The organism is [Clostridium] aminophilum DSM 10710 (assembly GCF_000711825.1).
Classification (GTDB): domain Bacteria; phylum Bacillota; class Clostridia; order Lachnospirales; family Lachnospiraceae; genus Clostridium_R; species Clostridium_R aminophilum.
In genome coordinates, this window is the sequence record NZ_JONJ01000009.1 from 80,541 (window position 1) to 98,928 (window position 18,388).

An 18,388-nucleotide genomic window follows, 5' to 3' on the forward strand; every position below is an offset into this window, starting at 1 on the left:
GCAAACCTCATTAGTCTGTGAGCATCATGCGGTCGTTTGCAAACTCTTCTCCGCTTACTGTCTCAAACTTCTTCAGAAGGTCTTCCACCGTGAGATGCTTTTTCTCTTCACCGGCCACATCATAGATGATCCGTCCGTCATGCATCATGATCAGGCGGTTGCCGATGTTGATTGCGTCACGCATGTTGTGCGTGACCATCAGGGTGGTGAGCTGCTGCTCTGCCACAATCTTCTGCGTCAGATCGAGAACTTTCTTTGCCGTTTTCGGATCCAGGGCCGCCGTGTGCTCATCCAGAAGCAGGAGTTTCGGTTTCTGCAGCGTTGCCATCAGAAGCGTCAGCGCCTGTCTCTGGCCTCCGGACAGAAGCCCGACTTTGCTGGTCATTCTTGTCTGAAGTCCGAGATCCAGCTGTGCAAGCTGATCGCGGTAGAAATCTTTCTCTCTCTTGCGGATGCCCCATCCGAGTCCGCGGCTCTTCCCTCTCCGCAGAGCCAGAGCGAGGTTTTCCTCGATCTCCATATTCGCACAGGTTCCCTTCATCGGATCCTGAAACACACGTCCGATATAGCGTGCTCTGCGATGCTCTTTCTCACGGGAGACATTGTCCCCGTCAATGATGATCCGTCCCGAATCGATCGGATAGACGCCGGCGATCATGTTCAGCATGGTCGATTTGCCGGCTCCGTTTCCGCCGATCACAGTCACAAAATCACCCGGATTCAGGTGAAGATTGATGCCGTTCAGTGCTTTCTTCTCGTTTACGGTTCCTTTATTGAACGTCTTTCGAACATTTTCCAGTACCAGCACTATTCTTCACCTCCCTCGCGATAACTGTGACGGATCCGGTACTTTGCCATGGCAACCGGAATGCTGAGTGCCAGCGCAACGATGACGGCGCTCAGCAGCTTCATGTCATTTGCATTTAATCCGAGGCGAAGAACGATTGCTCGTATCATAAAATATACCACAGATCCCACAACCGTCGCAATGAGTTTCCAATAGAACGGGATGAGGCGGCCCATCAGCACTTCTCCGATCACGATCGCCGCAAGGCCAATGACAATTGCACCGGTTCCGCTTCCAATATCGGCATACTTCTGACTCTGGCAGACCAGCGCTCCCGACAGGGCGACCAATCCGTTGGAAACCATCAGCGCAACCAGCTTGGTAAAGCGTGTGTCCACGCCCTGCGCACGGATCATCGCCTCATTGTTTCCCGTTGCGCGCAGCGCGCTTCCGAGTTCGGTACCGAAAAACCAGTACGTAACCGCAATCACTGCCGCCACCACGACAAAACCGACAATCAGCGATGCCGCCGACTGCGTCATGCCCGAAGAATCCGCCAGGGAACTGATGACGGTCGGCGTCTTCAGGAGCGGAATATTGGATTTACCGCCCATGATCCGGAGATTGATCGACCACAGGGAGATCTGTGTGAGGATTCCGGCAAGAATCGCCGGAATCTCAAACATCGTATGCAGAATACCGGTCACCGCCCCGGCAACCACGCCGGCAAGCGTTGCCAGCACAATCGCGAGCGCAGGATCGATCCCCATTGACACCACCAGAACCGCACAGATGCATCCGCCGAGAGCGAAACTGCCGTCACAGGTCATATCCGCAATGTTCATCAGCCGGAATGTGATATACACTCCGATCACCATTACTCCCCAAAGCACGCCCTGCGCGGCCGCGCCCTGAAGCGATACCAAAAGTCCGTCCATGCTTACCTCTGTTTCATTTACCCGATATCGTCTGATTATTTGATTGCTGCCGGATCAATGCCGAGAGTCTTCGCCGTCTCCGCATTGACCTTCAGTGCACATTTCTCCTGATCCAGATATCCGATCGGCATCTCGGAAATGTTCTTTCCGTCTTTGAGGATCTCGACCGCCTGCTTGCCGGTCATGTAGCCGAGCTGATAGTAATCAATTCCGTATGTCGCAAGACCGCCGGCATCCACCATGCCCTCTTCTCCGCAGATCACCGGAATCTTGTTCTCATTGGCAACCATGCTGACCGTCGCCATACCTGCCGCGATCATGTTGTCGGTCGGGCAATAGATGGCATCCACTTTTCCGACCAGAGAATTTACAACATCGGAGATCTCGTTGGAGTTTGATACGGTCACATCCAGATAATTGAATCCGTTTGCCTCACAGGCCTCTTTGGCAAGCGCCGCCTGAAGCACGGAATTGGATTCCGCGCTGGAGTACATGACACCGACGGTCTTCGCATCCGGAAGAATTCTCTTGAGAAGCTCAATCTGTTCCTTTACCGGTGTCAGATCGGAAGTTCCGGATACATTGTTTCCCGGCTTCTGGTTGTCTTCCACAAGTCCGGCATCTTTCGGATCGGTTACGGCCGTCACAAGAATCGGAATATCGGAAGTCTGACCGGCCACAGCCTGCGCCGCCGGCGTCGCAATTGCGAGAATCAGATCATTCTGATTTGCAACCAGCCCGGATGCAATCGTCTGACATGCAGACTGATCGCCGGAAGCATTCTGCTGATCAATCTCATAAGAAAGCCCTGCATCATCCAGTGCTTTCACAAATCCCTCGTTCGCCTTATCCAGAGCCGGGTGCTGAACGAGCTGGAGTACGCCGATCTTATACTTTGCGCCGTCCTCTTTCTTTGCCCCGGTTTCCGCTGCCTTGGCGGTTTCTGCTGCAGAAGAAGCCGCTGCTGCCGTCGTCTGTGCTGTCTCGGCCGGTTTGGAAAAAGAACCGCAGGCCGCCATGGAGAGTACCATCGCACCTGCTGCCATCAGTGCCGCTGCTGTCTTAAATCTCTTCATCATTTGTGCCTCCCTTTTTCTCTGCATACCAGATATGACTTTTTCTGATACATGGATACTACTACTATTTCTTTAGTGTGTCAACACTTTTAAGCACAGCGTCTTTAAATCATTAAAGTGTTTCATGAATCCATTCTGTAAATTCACAAAAAGTATCCGAAGCCGCCTTTACATCAGCGGGGCAAACAGGCGCAGCGCACTTCCGGCAATCCGCTTCCAGAGCGGGAAATTTTCACAGTCTTCCAGCGTGATCGGAATGCATTTCTTCAGAGTCTCGGAGAAATCCCTCTCGACATCCCGCACCGCAGGGCACCGGCTGAGATAGACCGCATCTTCGAAATGAAGATACAGACTCCGGAAATCCAGATTGATGGTTCCGACCACCGCTTTCTCATCGTCCGCTACAAATGTCTTCGAATGAATAAATCCCGGTTCATATTCGTAGATCCGGACGCCGGCCGAGATCAGCTCCCGGTAAAAGCTTCTCGCGAGAAGATAGGCATAAATCTTGTCGGGGATGTGCGGCATCATGATCACGGTATTGACACCCCTGCGCGCCGCATACTTGAGCGCGACCAGAACCGGATCGTCAAGGATCAGATATGGTGTCATGATGTGAACATAGTTTTTTGCCCCGTTGATGATGTCCAGATAGACCTGTTCGCCGACCTGCACATTGTCCAGAGGGCTGTCCGCATAGGGCATGACAAAACCGGGGAAATCCGGATCATCCGGTGTGACAGGACGTTTTCCTTCTGACAGGGACTCCTCGCCGCGGTCATCCCCGATGCGGACAGGTTCCGTCCGGATAAACCGCCGGTAATCGTCTTCCTCGCTCTCCGTAATATTCCACATCTGCAGAAACATCATGGTAAAACTCTGGGCCGCCTTGCCTTTCACGCGGACGGCACTGTCCTTCCAGTGTCCGAACCGGATCTTCCGGTTGATGTATTCATCCGCCAGATTGACGCCACCGGTAAATGCCGTCTCCCCGTCGATGACGCAGATTTTCCGGTGATCGCGGTTATTCTGCATACTCGACAGAACCGGACGGATCGGTGCAAACATCTTGCACCGGATGCCCTCGCTGCGCATCATTTTGGGAAAATGATACGGCAGATGGGTGAGCCAGTTCATGCCGTCATACATGAATCGCACTTCCACGCCCGATTTTGCCTTCCGGCGAAGAATCTTCAGCACGGAATCCAGCATTTCGCCCTGATCCACAATGAAATATTCCATGAAAATGAATTTTTCAGCGCGCTCCAGTTCGGACAGCAGCGCCGGGAAGAAGTCGTCGCCGAGGGGATAATACGTCACTTCCGTCCCGTCATAGATCGGAAAACGGCCGTACCGGTTCATATAGACGGCGATGTTTCCGCCGGTTCCCTCGGAGCGGCCGTAGGCATACAGCACGTCCCGCTCCTGCCGGAGAAAACCGTCCGTTTTTCTCGTAAGTTCCTGAATCCGACGGTTGACTTTATGCGTCCCCGGCTGCAGTTTAAAGAACAGATAGAGAAGCGTTCCGAAGATGGGAAGAAGCAGAATCGGCACAACCCAGGCGGTCTTCATACTCATACTGCCCTCTTTGGCGAGAATGCGGATCAGCGTAACGGCTCCCACAAAAAAAGAAAGGCCATACAGATATGCGGAATACTGAGTCAGACTCATCAGGATGATTCCAAGCAATGCAGCCTGCAGAAATAAGGACGTTACCACAAACGTGGTTCGTCCGAAGATAATTCTCAGGAGTTTTTTTGCTCTCCGCATAACGATACGCCTTCCTTGCCTGATTGCCTGACTTCCCGAAAGGAAATTTGTCTTTGTAACCACATTTATTTTAACACAACGTATACACAAAACAACAGAGGAGTTTCGGTTTTCCGAAAACTCCTCTGTTTTGACAATTTTTCTGCTATATTTTACGAAACAAAGTCCGCAAGCGGACTTCGGCTCCCCCATCCCCTCAGTCCTGAGGGGATCGACTGAAATGACCCTTCGGGGCCGACATCCTCACAGCATATCGAAGAGCGACAGCTGATTGCTCTCCGGCAGTCCCTCGAGAAGCCCGAGATTCTGCATCTTATCGGCAACCGTCTTCGAAACCTTGGTCCTTCGGATAAAATCCTCTTTCGAGAGGAACGGTCCCTCTTCCGCCGCAAACATGATGGCGTCGGCCGCTTTTTCTCCGAGACCTTCAATGCTTCCGAGGGACGGCATCAGCTTTCCGTCGATGATCTGGAAATGCCTGGAATCCGCCCGGTAGATGTCGATGGGCATAAATTCATAGCCGCGCGCGTACATTTCCTCCACAAGACGCATGTCGTGGAGCTCGCCTTCCTCCTTGTTGGAGAGAGAGTCCGCTCTCTTCCGGTAATCATCGAGATGGTATTTCAGTTTGTCCGGTCCCATGCACATCAGCTCATAGGAAAATGCCTGCGCGCGGATCGAGAACCATGCCGCATAGAACGCCAGCGGATAGTAGACTTTACAGTATGCGATGCGCCAGGCCATCATTACGTATGCCGCCGCATGGGCTTTCGGGAACATGTACTTGATCTTCTTACAGGACCAGATGTACCAGTCCGGAACGCCGTGTTCCTTCATCTCATCGACCCATCCCTGCCATTCCTTGACTTTTCCGGCCGCCACTTTTCCTTTGCGGACATTTTCCATAATCTTGAAGGCGTGGGCCGGCTCGACGCCCTGCTGCATCAGATAGACCATGATATCGTCTCGGCAGCAGATGGCGGTACCGATGGTACAGGTGCCCTGCTTGATCAGCGTCTCCGCATTGCCGAGCCATACATCCGTTCCGTGCGCAAGGCCGGCGATCCGGACAAGATCGGAAAAATACTGCGGTTTCGTATCAATCAGCATCTGCATCGCAAAGTCCGTACCGAACTCCGGAAGTCCCAGACAGCCGAGCTGCGTTCCCCCGATGTCGTCCGGCGTGATGCCGAGAGCCGACGTGTTCTGGAACAGGGACATGACCTTGCGGGAATCCAGCGGAAATGTCGTCGGATCCTCCCCGGTCAGATCCTGCAGGAACCGGATCATTGTCGGGTCATCGTGTCCGAGAATGTCGAGTTTCAGCAGGTTATGATCGATCGAGTGATAATCGAAATGTGTGGTGATCGTGCGCGATGTCATATCCTCGGCCGGATGCTGTACCGGCGTGAAGGAATAGATCTGCTCTCCCACCGGGAGAACGATGATTCCGCCCGGGTGCTGTCCGGTCGTCCGGCGGACACCGACCATGCCGGAGGCAATCCGCTCTTCCTCGCAGCGGCGGTGATGAATCCCCTTCTCCTCGCAATAATGAAGGACCATTCCGAACGCCGTCTTATCCGCCAGCGTACCGATGGTGCCCGCGCGGAAGGTCTGTCCCTTTCCGAAGATAACCTCCGTGTAGGCGTGGGCCCTTGACTGATATTCACCGGAGAAGTTCAGATCGATATCCGGCTCCTTGTCTCCGGAGAATCCGAGGAAGGTCTCAAACGGGATGTCATATCCGTCCTTGATGAGATTCTCCCCGCAGTTCGGGCAGACCTTATCCGGCATATCGCAGCCCGCCATGCCGGCGAATTTCTTTACCTCTTCCGAGTCAAAGTCCACATAGTGGCATTTCGGGCACCGGTAATGCGGCGACAGCGGGTTGACTTCCGTGATACCGGACATGGTGGCGACAAAGGATGAGCCGACCGATCCACGGGAGCCGACAAGATACCCGTCCTCATTGGCCTTCCACACCAGCTTCTGCGCGATGATGTACATAACCGCATATCCGTTGGAAATGATGGAGTTCAGCTCGGTCTCAAGCCGCTTTACCACAATCTCCGGGAGCGGATCGCCATACCACTCGTGCGCCTTATTGTAGCAGATGGTCCGGAGGGTCTGATCCGAATCCTCGATGATCGGAGGACGCTTATCCGGGCGCACCGGCTCAATCCGCTCGCACATCGCGGCAATCTTCCGGGTGTTCGTGATCACGACCTCCTGCGCCTTGTCACTTCCGAGGTACTCAAACTCTTCGAGCATTTCCTCGGTCGTGCGCAGATACAGCGGCGCCTGCATGTCCGCATCCTTAAAGCCCTTGCTGTACTGGATGATCCGCCGGTACACCTCGTCTTCCGGATTCAGGAAATGAACATCGCAGGTAGCGCAGACCGGTTTATTGAACTGTTCGCCCAGCGAGACAATCTTCCGGTTCAGATTCTGCAGATCCTCCACCGTCTTGTAGGAACTCGACTCATCCCGGAGCATGAACTCATTGTTTCCGATCGGCTGGATCTCCAGATAATCGTAGAAGGAGACGATCTTTCCGAGTTCCGAATCCGGAACGCCGCGAACCACCGCCTGGAAAAGTTCACCCGCCTCACAGGCGGAGCCGATGATGATGCCTTCGCGGTATTTTGCAAGCAGGCTCTTCGGAATGCGCGGCTGGCGGTGATAATACGTCAGATACGATTCCGAGATCAGCCGGTAGAGATTGATCCGGCCGAGATCATTTTTCGCAAGCAAAATGATGTGGTAGGTCGGCATCTTCTGAATCATCTCCGCCGACATTTCCGACAGGGCGTTCAGCTCCGTGAGATCACTGACTCCGCGATCCTTCAGCATCGCGATGAACTTCACGAAAATCTCCGCCGTACAGCCGGCGTCGTCGACGGCGCGGTGATGATTCTCGAGAGAAATCTTCAGCTCTCTTGCCACCGTGTCGAGTTTGAAACGGTTCAGATTCGGAAGCAGAAGTCTCGCGAGCGTTACGGTGTCGAGGATCGTCGGATCGTACGGAAGTCCCATCCGCTCGCAGTTCGTCCGGATAAAGTTGGTATCAAAGGACGCGTTGTGGGCGACGATCACGCTGTCACCGCAGAACTCAAGGAACTTCGGGAGCACCTCCTCGATCGGCGGCGCATCCATAACCATGCCGTCGTTGATGCTGGTCAGCTGCTCGATATGATACGGGATCGGGACCTGCGGATTGACAAAGGTCGAAAACCGGTCCGTAATCCGTCCGTTCTCCACCTTAACCGCGCCGATCTCGATGATCCGGTTGTAGATCGGCGAAAAGCCGGTGGTCTCAATATCAAAGACCACGCAGGACGTGTCAAGAGACTGGCCGCGGCCGTTTTGAACCAGCTCCTGAATATCATTGACCAGGTAACCTTCGACGCCGTAGAGGATCTTGAAATTCTCTCCGCGGTCCACCGAATGGTTGGCATCCGGGAACGACTGGACACAGCCGTGGTCGGTGACCGCGAGGGCATCCCATCCCCAGGACTTTGCCTGTTTGATGATGTCTTTGATATCACTGACGCCATCCATATCGCTCATCTTGGTGTGAAGATGAAGTTCGACGCGCTTGATCGGACTGTTGTCCACACGCGGAACCCGGAAATCCGATCCTTTTTTTATGCCGCTGACGTTGCCGATCGCCAGCTCACCGTCAAATTTATCGATATTGGCGACTCCGCGGATGATGACAAACTGTCCCGGTTTGGTTGCCGCCTTGACATCGTCCAGGCTGTCCTCGTGCGCGAAGATCTTGACCTGAATCGAGTCGTTGAAATCCGTGATCTTAAAAATAAAGAGTGTTGTCCCCTCGCGGATCTCCCGGCTTTCGGTTCCGAGAATCTGACCGTGAAGAATGATATCGCCCACACGGCCTTCCAGATCATGAATCGGAACCGTCTCACCGTCAAAGTCCCGTCCGTAGAGGACGTCTGGATTCTCCGATTTGAAATATCCGCGTCTTCCGCCCCGGAATCCGCCCTTGGACCAGTTTCCTTTCTGGCCGCGGTTTGAACCGGAGAATCCGCTGCGGTCGCCGTCCGCACTCTTCCTTTCTCCGTTTCCGGAAGCGCCGCCACCGGCAGGAGCAGTAATCACAGAAGATGAGGACGACGCTGCAGCCGCTGCGTTTTTCTTCTCCGCATTCTTCCTGTCCGCAGCCTTCGGTTCCCTCTTTTTCGCCGCAGGATCAAAACCGATCTTTTTGAGACCGTCTTTTCCGGAGGATGCTCCGCCTGCCGATGCGGAACCATTTGCCCCGGCTGCCAGGGCGCTCTGCGCGCCTTCCGCCGCCATCGGATAATCTGCGCCGGCAGCATTTTCCGCTGACGCATCATACCGCGTTCCGGAAATCGGGAGGACATAGGCCTTCCGCTCCTGCTCCTGGCGGGTCTCCGGTTCTCTCCAGGATACATCAATCGCAATCGGCACACCGCATCGCTCGTTGAAGGTCTTTTCGAGAATGCGGACCAGTTCCGTCACCTTATCTCTCGCGATGGATCCGTCCTCCAGATTCAGATCGAGATTCCTCCCCTCCCGGAACGTGAGATTCGCTCTCCGGAACATGGTATAGAGGAGAATGCTGTAATTCTTCAGCTCGTACAGAATGCTGTCCCGGTAGACCTCCATCAGGTGTTCCGCGGTATACTGCTCGGAGAGACGGTATTTTTCAATAATATGAATCTCAATTTCCTTGTTGGGAAAACACTGTTCGCGGATACTCTTCTCAATCTTAACGATATTCTGATGCCGGATCAGACGTGTCGATTCAATATAAATGCGAAGGACCGAATGATCCCTGCTTGTGGAAATGCGGTCCACCTCCACCATCTTCAGAAGACCGCGAAGGGAATCGCTGATTTTCAGCATCGGAAAAACGTCAAGAAATGGTTTCATGTATTAAGACTCCTTCTCGGCGGCAATCCGGTCCAGTTCTTCCTTCAGAACAGTCAGAAGCTGATCTTCCGGAACCTTTCGAATAATTTCACCCTTTCGGATGAGGAGACCTTCGCCGATACCGCCCGCAATGCCGAGGTCGGCTTCTCTCGCCTCGCCCGGTCCGTTAACCACACAGCCCATCACGGCAACCTTCAGTTCCATTGGATATTCCTGCACCATCGCCTCGACCCGGTTCGCAAGACCGATCAGATCGATGCTTGTTCGCCCGCAGGTCGGACAGGATACCACTTCGATCCCGCCTTTCCGAAGCCCCAGCGTCCGGAGAATCATCTTCGCCGATCGGATCTCCTCCAGCGGATCGCCGGTCAGAGAGACACGGATCGTGTCGCCGATCCCCTGATGCAGAATGAGACCGAGACCGATCGAAGACTTGATGTTGCCCTCGATCAGAGTGCCCGCCTCGGTGATGCCCACATGAAGCGGATGATCGGTCTGCCCGGCGATCAGTTCATGGGCGCGGACACACATCAGAACATCCGACGATTTGATGCTGATGACCAGATTGTCGTATCCCATGTCCTCAATCAGCTTTACTTTGTTCAGGGCGCTCTCGACAATGCCTTCCGCCGTCACGCCTCCGTACTTTTCGAGAAGATCCTTTTCAAGGGAGCCGGAATTTACACCGACGCGAATCGGAACCGCATGCTCTCTTGCGCAGTCCACCACCGCGCGGACCCGTTCCTCTGATCCGATATTTCCCGGATTGATACGGATTTTGTCCGCTCCGTTCTCGATCGCCGCAATCGCCAGACGGTAGTCAAAATGAATATCCGCGATCAGCGGAATATGAATTCTTTTTTTGATCTCTCCCAGCGCTTTTGCCGCTTCCATCGTCGGCACCGCCACACGGATCAGGTCACAGCCCAGTTTTTCAAGCGCAAGAATCTGTGCCACGGTCTCATCCACATTCTCTGTCTTTGTGTTGCACATAGACTGAATCAGGATCGGATGTCCTCCTCCGATCACACGATCCCCGATGTGCACTTCTCTGGTTTTCTCTCTGTATATCATCTCTATCCCAACCTTTACCATTCCGTCCGCGGGCGGACTTTTCCTTTTTCCCTTCTTCCGAAAGGAGTCAGCCGGACTCTGTACGCCCGTGTATCTTCTTTATGACCGGAAGAACATCCGGAAATCATTGAATACCGCAAACATCATCAGTGCCATCAAAAGGGCAAAGCCGAAGAGGTTGATCCGGTATTCCGTCTGTTTGCTGAGGCGCTTGCCCCGGATCAGTTCAAGGAGAATCAGAATCAGCTTGCCGCCGTCCAGTGCGGGAACCGGAAGAAGATTCATGATTCCGAGATTCACGCTCAGAAGAACCGTCATGGCCGCCAGATTCACCGCGACGGTCAGCACCCCGTAGGGCTTGCTCTTCTCCACCGTATTGCCGATCATGCCGACAATGCGCACCGGACCGCCGATATTATCCGCCGATACCTTTCGCGTGATCAGCTTTTCGAGGCTCTGTACCGTAACGTAGGCCCAGTATCTCGACTCCGCATAGGCATAGCGGATTACGGCTCCCGGATTCTCCGCACGCTCATATCCTCCGCCAGAGATTCCGATCTGATAGGCTTTCTTTTCTTCGGAATACTCCGGCGTGATCTCACAGGTTTCCCGTTTTCCGTCCCGTTCATAGACAACCCGGAGCGGTTCCCCCTCATGAAAAGATCCGTAAACCATCAGATCACGGAAAAGGTACGTCCGGAAACCGTTGAGGGAAATGATCTCGTCCCCATCCTGAAGTCCCGCCGTCATGGCCGGACTCTCCGGAGCAACCTTTCCGATGCGCGCCGGATCGGATCCGGCCACGCAGACCAGAAAACACGATCCGAGAAATGCCAGCAGAAAATTGAACGCCGGACCGGCAAAGATTGTAAGAAACCGCTGAACAATCCCCGCCTTTTCATAGGACGTACCCGCAAGAACCTTCGGTGCACGGAGGTATTTCAGGTCATCTTCTGTCAGACTTTCTCCGAGCATGGCACACGAACCTCCGAGAGGAAGGAGTTTCAGAGAATACCGGGTTCCGCCGTGCACAAAGGTGATCAGCCGCGGTCCCATGCCGATGGAGAACTCGATCACGGCGATTCCGGCCCTTCGCGCCAGCAGAAAATGCCCGAATTCATGAAACATGATGATACCGTCAAATAACAGAAGTGCCGCAATCATACTTGTCATGACCGTTTACTCCCATTTGCCGGAAGACAGGAATTCTTCCGCTTCCTTCTCCGCTTCAAGGATCTCCTCCACCGTCGGATCATCCTTCACCGTGTGATGTTCCATCGCCGCCCGGATCATCTCCGGAATCGTAAGATACGAAATCTTGCGGTCAAGGAACTGCGCAACCGCATATTCATTGGCCGAATTGAACACGGTCGGCAGCGAACCGCCGCGCTTTCCGGCTGAAATCGCAAGACGGAGCGCTGGGAAATTCTCCGTATCCGGATCCTCGAACGTAATCTTTGCCAGCTTCGCAAAGTCCAGCCGGTCACCCGGTAAAAACCGCCTTTCCGGATAATAGAGCGCATACTGGATCGGCAGCTTCATGTCCGGAGTCCCGAGCTGCGCGATGATCGCGCCGTCCTCATATTCCACCATGGAATGTATGACGCTCTGCGGCTGCACAACAACCTGAATGTCGTCAATATCCACGTCAAACAGCCACTTTGCCTCCATGACTTCGAGTCCCTTGTTGGCGAGGGTGGAGCTGTCAATGGTAATCTTCCGGCCCATCGCCCAATTCGGATGTTTCAGCGCATCCTCCACGCGGATATTTTTCAGTTCTTCTCTGTTTTTTCCGCGGAACGGCCCGCCGCTGCAGGTCAGAAGAATCTTGTGAACCGGATTCATCGACTCTCCCTGAAGACTCTGGAAAATCGCCGAATGCTCGCTGTCAACCGGAAGGATCTTAACGCCCTTTTCTGCGGCAAGTCTTGTGATGATATGGCCGGCGCAGACCAGTGTCTCCTTGTTGGCCAGCGCAATGTCCTTCCCTGCCTCGATTGCCGCGATGGTCGGCCGGATGCCGATCATGCCGACAACGGCGGTCAGGATCATATCCGCCGACGGCTCACGGGCCGCCTCGATCAGACCTTCCATTCCGCTCAGCACCTTTGTGTCGGTATCGGCGATGCGGGATTTCAGTTCTTCCGCTGCAGTTTCATCGTAAAGCACAGCAAGCAGCGGGTGAAACTCTCTCACCTGCTGCTCCATCAGCGTGACATTTTTTCCGGCCGCAAGGCAGACAACCCGGAGATCCCCGTTATTGCGGACGACCTCCAGCGTCTGAGTGCCGATGGACCCCGTTGAACCGAGGATCCCGATATTTTTGATAAAAGACATGTTTCTCATCCTCCCGTACGCACCAGAAACAGCAGTGCAAAATAAATTGCCGGCGCAGTAAATACCATACTGTCAAACCGGTCCAATACACCGCCATGACCTGGGATCAGCGTACCGTAATCTTTGATCTCATAATTCCGCTTGATTCCGGACGCAGTCAGATCACCGATCTGCGAAATCAGCGCCCCGACTCCGCAGGCGCAGGTACATGCAAAAACCGCGCCCTCACTCTCTCGAATGAACTGTCCCATCACAAGCGCAAAGATCAGTCCCAGAAGCGCTGCGCCGACCGTTCCGCCGACCGCTCCCTCAATGGTCTTTTTCGGGCTGAGCACCGGCGCAAGTTTATGTTTCCCGAAGAGAAGTCCGGAACAGTACGCCAGTGTGTCACAGCCCCAGCTCGACAGAAAGATAAGCCATACCAGAACAGCGCCGTCCGGCATATTGCGCGTCATCCAGAGGTACGAAAGCATCATTCCCGGGTAAATGATCCCGACCGATGCCTCCGCTATCTTCGTGATATGATAGCGCGGAAAGGTCAGCACATATACCGCCATCATCGCCATGAGCGCGGAGATGACCAGAAACACGGTCAGATCCTGACGTCCCATGAAAAGGATCGCATAATAGCATGCGCAGCTAAGATATCCGATGACGGCCGGCCCCGTCTTTTCAATTCCGATCGCCCGGTAATACTCATAGAGACCGATTATGGAAATCGCGAATGTCACAGCGAACACCGGAAGACTCCCCGCCAGAATGACAGCGACAGCCCCGGCAACGAGCACAATTCCGCTCAAAAGCCTTGTTATGAACATATGCGGTTCCTCCGTTTGTTATCCGTTTGTCTTGATCCCGCCGAATCTGCGGTCACGCCGGTTAAAGGCGCGGATGGCATTTTTCAGCTCTTCCTCGTCGAAATCCGGCCACAGACAATCTGTCACATAGAATTCCGCATAGGCAAGCTGCCAGAGAAGATAGTTTGAGAGGCGAAGTTCTCCGCTGGTGCGGATCATCAGATCCGGGTCCGGCATGCCGGCAGTATCCAGATAGGAAGCCACCGTCTCCTCGGTGATATCCGACGGTTCAATGACGCCGTTCTTCGCATCCAAAGTCATCCGGCGGACCGCTCTCGTGATCTCGTCTCTTCCGCCGTAATTGACTGCGATGACAAAGGTGAGTCCGGTGTTGTCCCTGGTCGATGTCTCCAGACCCTCGATGGCCTTCTGCAGATCCGGCGCAAACCGGGAGCGCTCGCCGATCATGCGGACGCGCACGTTGTTCGTCGTCGCAATCTTCTGAAGCCGCTTCGCGTAAAAGCGGAACAGCTGCATCAGGGTGGAAACCTCCTCTTCCGGCCGTTTCCAGTTCTCGGTGGAGAATCCGTATACCGTCAGATACCGGATTCCCATGCGGGCGGCAACTTCAACGATGTTCTCCACCGCCTCACAGCCCTTCTTATGTCCTGCCGTTCTCGGAAGTCCTCTCTTCTTTGCCCACCGTCCGTTTCCGTCCAGAATCAGTGCCACATGCTGCGGGATCACCAGTCCGTTCAGCTCTTCTGCCATATGTCCTCCTCATGATCGGCCGTCTGCCGGCTGATAAACAGCCGTCTTCACGCAAAAGGGGGCAGTTTATCGCTGCCCCTCTCCTCGACCGTTATCGAAATTTTCTGTCCGATCAGACAGTCATGATTTCCTTATTCTTTGTCTCAACCGCCTTGTCGACCATCTTGATCATCTTGTCGGTGAGTTCCTGGATATCTGTCTCGTCATTTGTCTGCTCGTCCTCAGAGATCTCTCCGTTCTTCTGAAGCTTCTTTACCAGCTCCATTCCGTCGCGGCGGATGTTGCGGATCGCAACCTTGCATCCCTCTCCAAGTTTCTTGACATCCTTTGCGAGATCCTTACGTCTCTCCTCGGTCAGCTCCGGGAATACGAGACGGATCACAGAACCGTCGTTGTTCGGATTGATGCCGAGATCGGATGTCAGGATAGCCTTCTCGATATCCTTTACCATCTTCTTGTCCCACGGAGCAATCTGAATGATTCTCGCCTCCGGAACCGTAATGTTGGCTACACCCTGAAGCGGTGTCGGAGAGCCGTAATAATCAACTTTGATGTGATCAAGAACATGCGGATTCGCACGTCCGGCGCGGATCGCGGAAAAATCGCTGAGCATCGCGTCATAGGACTTGTTCATCTTCTCCTCAAAAACTTTGAGTCTGTCATGCATAGTCAGAACCTCCCTGAAACCTTTTTGGTTTGTTAATGTCTATCAGTCTGCGGTAACGATTGTTCCGCTTACCTTCCCCTTCAGTGCATTGGCAATGCCGTTCTCCTCGTTGAGTCCGAATACGACCAGTGGCATGTGATTTTCCTCACAGATAACAGATGCGGTCATATCGACAACCTGAAGATGCTTTTCAACCACCTCTGCGATCGAGATCCTGTCGAACTTTCTGGCATTCGGATTGGTCTTCGGATCGCTGTCATAGACGCCGTCAACCGCCTTGGCAAGCAGCATGCAGTCTGCCTCGATCTCAACCGCCCGGAGCGCAGCGCCGGTATCGGTGGAGAAATACGGATGTCCGGTTCCGCCCGCAAAGAACACAACCTTATGAGCCTTGAAAGCTTCCACCGCTTTATCCTTGGAGAAGAGCTCGGTCATCGCGCCCACCTGGAACGGAGTCATAACGACTGTATCCATTCCCTCGCCGCGGAAGATCTCGGAAACATAAATGCAGTTCATCACCGTAGCCAGCATACCGATCTGATCCGCCTTTGTGCGGTCAATCTCATTGCCGGTGCGTCCTCTCCAGAAGTTTCCTCCTCCGGTGACAATTCCGACCTCCACGCCGGCATCCACTGCCTGCTTGACCTGACGTGCAACGCCGCGGACGGTCTCCTCGTCAAAACCTGTCTTTTTGCTTCCGGCAAGGGCTTCGCCGGATAACTTCAGAAGAACGCGCTTCATATCCATACTGTCTGATTCCTCTCTTTTCATCATTTTATTCTTTCTCATTCTATCACACGCCGCGCGGTTATGCCAGCGTCTTCTTCCTTACTGCATTCCGCTCACTTCAGAAAAGGCAGCAGCGGCGGTTCCGTGACTTTCTGTCCGATCTTTGTGGCGCGGATCTTGGAATATGCGATTTTCTGCGACGAATACAGACTGTAATATCCGGACAGCATGTAGCTCACCGCAATCACCACTGCAAAATACGGCATCGGATCATAGCCGAACATCTCAAAACCGATCAGGAGGGACGCCATCGGCGCGTTCGTTACCGCCGAGAAAAACGCCAGCATGGCGCACGCTGCCGTCAGCGTCGGATCCAGTCCCAGAACGGAGGCGTAAATGCCGCCGACCGAAGCTCCGATCGCAAATGACGGAACGATCTCCCCGCCTTTGTAGCCTGCGCCGAGAGACAGCGCCGTGAGAAGCATCTTCAGGATAAAATCCAGCGGTCTGGATTCCCCCGAAAGACCGGCAAGAATCAGATTCGCGCCGGTGTTGTTGTAACGGTATCCGGTCAAAAGCGAACACGCGATCACGATCAGACCGCCGGCCACGATCCGGATATAACGGTTCGGACAGAACTTCGCGTACATTGCTTCCGCATTGTGCATGATCGTGATAAACAGAACGGCGCAGGCGGCGGTGATCAGCCCCAGCACTACCACCAGAGCCATGGAAACCGGTCCGATCTCCGGGGCATTCAGCGTGCCGAAAGTCGTCGGCGCAAGCTGAAAATATTTCGCAACACCCGCAGCCACAAACGACGCAAAAATGCACGGTACCAGCGCGGCATAATAGATCACACCGACGCTGATCATCTCCAGCGGAAAGATGGCCGCGGCCATCGGGGTTCCGAACAGAGCGGAAAAGACCGATGTCATGCCGCACATGATCGCGATATTGGTGTCGTCCGGATCGAGACGGAACAGCTTTGCCGCCGTCGATCCGATGGAACCGCCCATCTGGAGCGCCGCTCCCTCACGTCCGCAGCTTCCTCCGCCGAGATGAGAGAGAACACTTCCGATAAAAATCGCCGGAGCCATGGTAGGCTTCAATTTGTTCTCGCTGTATACCGCCTCCAGAACCATGTTTGTCCCGCGGTTTTTTTCTTCACCGAGCGCCTTGTAAATCAGCATGATCAGAACGCCGAGAAGCGGAAGCGCAAACAGGAGAATATGATTTTTCCCGAACATTCCGACTGCCCATGAGACCGCAAAACCGAAGGCGGTTCCCACCGCTCCGGCCGCGAGGCCGATCAGGACAGAGAGAACACTCCATCGCACAAAATATAAAATCGTAAGAACAAGCGGATTTTTTTTCCCGGTGTTACTCATGCTGCATCTCCTTTTACCGATTCGTTCCCTTCTCTGCGTCAGACGCTTCCGTCTTCCCTGCTACGTCTCCGACTTCGTTGCTGCGATTTCGTCTTTCCGGATGCGCTTCCTTCTCCCGGCTGCGCCTCCGGCTCAGCTCTGTTCCGGCATTCACTCCTTCGCCGGTTCGCTCTCCGTCTTCTCCGGGCGCTCAAACAGCGCATTGACAAAATCGTTCGCGTCGAACTTCTGCATATCGTCGATCTTTTCTCCGACGCCCACATATTTTACCGGAATTCCCAGTTCGGACTGAATCGCAACGGCGATGCCGCCCTTGGCGGTTCCGTCCAGTTTCGTCAGGATAATGCCGGTAATCGGAGCCGCCTCCATAAACTGACGCGCCTGAGAGAGCGCATTCTGGCCGGTGGTACCGTCCAGAACAACTAATGTCTCACGATACGCATCCGCAAATTCCCGGTCGATGACACGGTTGATCTTGCTCAGCTCCTGCATGAGGTTCTTCTTATTGTGAAGTCTTCCCGCCGTATCGACGATCAGCACATCCGCGCCTCTCGCCTTGGAAGCCTGAATCGCATCAAACACAACCGCTGCCGGATCTGCTCCCTCTTTCTGGGAGATCAGCTCCACCCCCGCACGGTTTGACCACTCCTCCAGCTGCTCGATGGCTCCGGCACGGAAGGTATCCGCCGCCGCAAGGACAACGCGTTTTCCCTGGTTCTTCAGCTGATCGGCAAGTTTCCCCACGGACGTGGTCTTTCCGACGCCGTTGACGCCGATCACCAGCACCACAGACTTGCGGTTTTCAAACTCGTAGGCGCCCTCTCCCGGAACCATCTGTGCCTTGATCGACTCGATCAGCAGTTCCCGGCAGTTCTCCGGCTCCTTAATGTGCTGCTCGGCCACCTTCCGGCGCAGATCATCCATGATTGCCGCCGTGGTCTTGACGCCGATATCCGCCATAATCAGCGTCTCCTCGATCTCATCGTAAAACTCGTCATCGATGGATGAGAATCCGCTGAAAATGCTGTCAATTCCCTTTTTGATGGAATCTCTTGTCTTGGTCAGTCCCTCGAACAGACGTCCGAAGAATCCCTTTTTCTCTTCTGCCATTGTTTGTCCTCCAGGCTC

The 18,388-nt window shown here is 54.2% G+C and carries 14 protein-coding genes; all 14 read right to left on the reverse strand.

The features are described 5' to 3' along the window. Nucleotides 1-10: 10 nt before the first annotated feature. On the reverse strand, nucleotides 11-808 hold the full coding sequence (locus BR86_RS0107720; protein ID WP_031472743.1) for an ABC transporter ATP-binding protein: 798 nt from the start codon (nucleotides 806-808) through the stop codon (nucleotides 11-13). Next, complete coding sequence (locus BR86_RS0107725) at nucleotides 808-1,725, reverse strand: ABC transporter permease (RefSeq protein ID WP_031472745.1); 918 nt, start codon at nucleotides 1,723-1,725, stop codon at nucleotides 808-810. Before BR86_RS0107725 ends, BR86_RS0107720 begins: the two co-directional genes overlap by 1 nt. Nucleotides 1,726-1,760: 35 nt before the next feature. After that, on the reverse strand, nucleotides 1,761-2,801 hold the full coding sequence (locus BR86_RS0107730) for an ABC transporter substrate binding protein (protein WP_031472747.1): 1,041 nt from the start codon (nucleotides 2,799-2,801) through the stop codon (nucleotides 1,761-1,763). Between the two features lie 168 nt (nucleotides 2,802-2,969). Then, nucleotides 2,970-4,571: a phospholipase D-like domain-containing protein gene (locus BR86_RS0107735; protein WP_031472749.1), complete on the reverse strand. Its 1,602-nt coding sequence runs from the start codon at nucleotides 4,569-4,571 to the stop codon at nucleotides 2,970-2,972. Between the two features lie 243 nt (nucleotides 4,572-4,814). Continuing rightward, the gene (locus BR86_RS0107740; RefSeq protein ID WP_031472751.1) at nucleotides 4,815-9,494 is read right to left on the reverse strand and encodes a PolC-type DNA polymerase III; all 4,680 of its coding nucleotides are present in this window, start codon (nucleotides 9,492-9,494) and stop codon (nucleotides 4,815-4,817) included. Between the two features lie 3 nt (nucleotides 9,495-9,497). Continuing rightward, nucleotides 9,498-10,568 (reverse strand): flavodoxin-dependent (E)-4-hydroxy-3-methylbut-2-enyl-diphosphate synthase, encoded by a 1,071-nt coding sequence (gene ispG / locus BR86_RS0107745; protein ID WP_038288262.1) that lies wholly within the window; start codon nucleotides 10,566-10,568, stop codon nucleotides 9,498-9,500. A gap of 99 nt (nucleotides 10,569-10,667) precedes the next feature. Beyond that, complete coding sequence (rseP, locus tag BR86_RS0107750; RefSeq protein WP_031472755.1) at nucleotides 10,668-11,741, reverse strand: RIP metalloprotease RseP; 1,074 nt, start codon at nucleotides 11,739-11,741, stop codon at nucleotides 10,668-10,670. Between the two features lie 6 nt (nucleotides 11,742-11,747). Further along, complete coding sequence (locus BR86_RS0107755; RefSeq protein ID WP_031472757.1) at nucleotides 11,748-12,905, reverse strand: 1-deoxy-D-xylulose-5-phosphate reductoisomerase; 1,158 nt, start codon at nucleotides 12,903-12,905, stop codon at nucleotides 11,748-11,750. A 5-nt stretch (nucleotides 12,906-12,910) separates the two neighbouring features. Further along, entirely contained in the window at nucleotides 12,911-13,723 is an 813-nt protein-coding gene (locus BR86_RS0107760; protein ID WP_031472759.1) for a phosphatidate cytidylyltransferase, read from the reverse strand. Nucleotides 13,724-13,741: 18 nt separating this feature from the next. Next, entirely contained in the window at nucleotides 13,742-14,473 is a 732-nt protein-coding gene (locus BR86_RS0107765) for an isoprenyl transferase (RefSeq protein WP_031472761.1), read from the reverse strand. Between the two features lie 112 nt (nucleotides 14,474-14,585). Beyond that, nucleotides 14,586-15,140, reverse strand: coding sequence for a ribosome recycling factor (gene frr, locus BR86_RS0107770; RefSeq protein ID WP_031472763.1), 555 nt, complete (start codon nucleotides 15,138-15,140; stop codon nucleotides 14,586-14,588). 42 nt (nucleotides 15,141-15,182) lie between these two features. Continuing rightward, nucleotides 15,183-15,887, reverse strand: coding sequence for a UMP kinase (gene pyrH, locus BR86_RS0107775; protein WP_031472765.1), 705 nt, complete (start codon nucleotides 15,885-15,887; stop codon nucleotides 15,183-15,185). A gap of 95 nt (nucleotides 15,888-15,982) precedes the next feature. Then, nucleotides 15,983-17,260, reverse strand: a complete 1,278-nt coding sequence (locus BR86_RS0107780; protein ID WP_031472767.1) for a chloride channel protein — start codon at nucleotides 17,258-17,260, stop codon at nucleotides 15,983-15,985. Nucleotides 17,261-17,410: 150 nt separating this feature from the next. Further along, the gene (gene ftsY, locus BR86_RS0107790; RefSeq protein WP_031472769.1) at nucleotides 17,411-18,370 is read right to left on the reverse strand and encodes a signal recognition particle-docking protein FtsY; all 960 of its coding nucleotides are present in this window, start codon (nucleotides 18,368-18,370) and stop codon (nucleotides 17,411-17,413) included. Between the last annotated feature and the right edge of the window lie 18 nt (nucleotides 18,371-18,388).

What these genes read in the sequence shown, in the direction of transcription:
- BR86_RS0107725 (WP_031472745.1), bottom strand. Translation starts at nt 1,725, where the DNA reads ATGGACGGACTTTTGGTATCGCTTCAGGGCGCGGCCGCGCAGGGCGTG.
- BR86_RS0107730 (WP_031472747.1), bottom strand. Translation starts at nt 2,801, where the DNA reads ATGAAGAGATTTAAGACAGCAGCGGCACTGATGGCAGCAGGTGCGATG.
- BR86_RS0107735 (WP_031472749.1), bottom strand. Translation starts at nt 4,571, where the DNA reads ATGCGGAGAGCAAAAAAACTCCTGAGAATTATCTTCGGACGAACCACG.
- BR86_RS0107740 (WP_031472751.1), bottom strand. Translation starts at nt 9,494, where the DNA reads ATGAAACCATTTCTTGACGTTTTTCCGATGCTGAAAATCAGCGATTCC.
- ispG (WP_038288262.1), bottom strand. Translation starts at nt 10,568, where the DNA reads ATGATATACAGAGAGAAAACCAGAGAAGTGCACATCGGGGATCGTGTG.
- rseP (WP_031472755.1), bottom strand. Translation starts at nt 11,741, where the DNA reads ATGACAAGTATGATTGCGGCACTTCTGTTATTTGACGGTATCATCATG.
- BR86_RS0107755 (WP_031472757.1), bottom strand. Translation starts at nt 12,905, where the DNA reads ATGTCTTTTATCAAAAATATCGGGATCCTCGGTTCAACGGGGTCCATC.
- BR86_RS0107760 (WP_031472759.1), bottom strand. Translation starts at nt 13,723, where the DNA reads ATGTTCATAACAAGGCTTTTGAGCGGAATTGTGCTCGTTGCCGGGGCT.
- BR86_RS0107765 (WP_031472761.1), bottom strand. Translation starts at nt 14,473, where the DNA reads ATGGCAGAAGAGCTGAACGGACTGGTGATCCCGCAGCATGTGGCACTG.
- frr (WP_031472763.1), bottom strand. Translation starts at nt 15,140, where the DNA reads ATGCATGACAGACTCAAAGTTTTTGAGGAGAAGATGAACAAGTCCTAT.
- pyrH (WP_031472765.1), bottom strand. Translation starts at nt 15,887, where the DNA reads ATGGATATGAAGCGCGTTCTTCTGAAGTTATCCGGCGAAGCCCTTGCC.
- BR86_RS0107780 (WP_031472767.1), bottom strand. Translation starts at nt 17,260, where the DNA reads ATGAGTAACACCGGGAAAAAAAATCCGCTTGTTCTTACGATTTTATAT.
- ftsY (WP_031472769.1), bottom strand. Translation starts at nt 18,370, where the DNA reads ATGGCAGAAGAGAAAAAGGGATTCTTCGGACGTCTGTTCGAGGGACTG.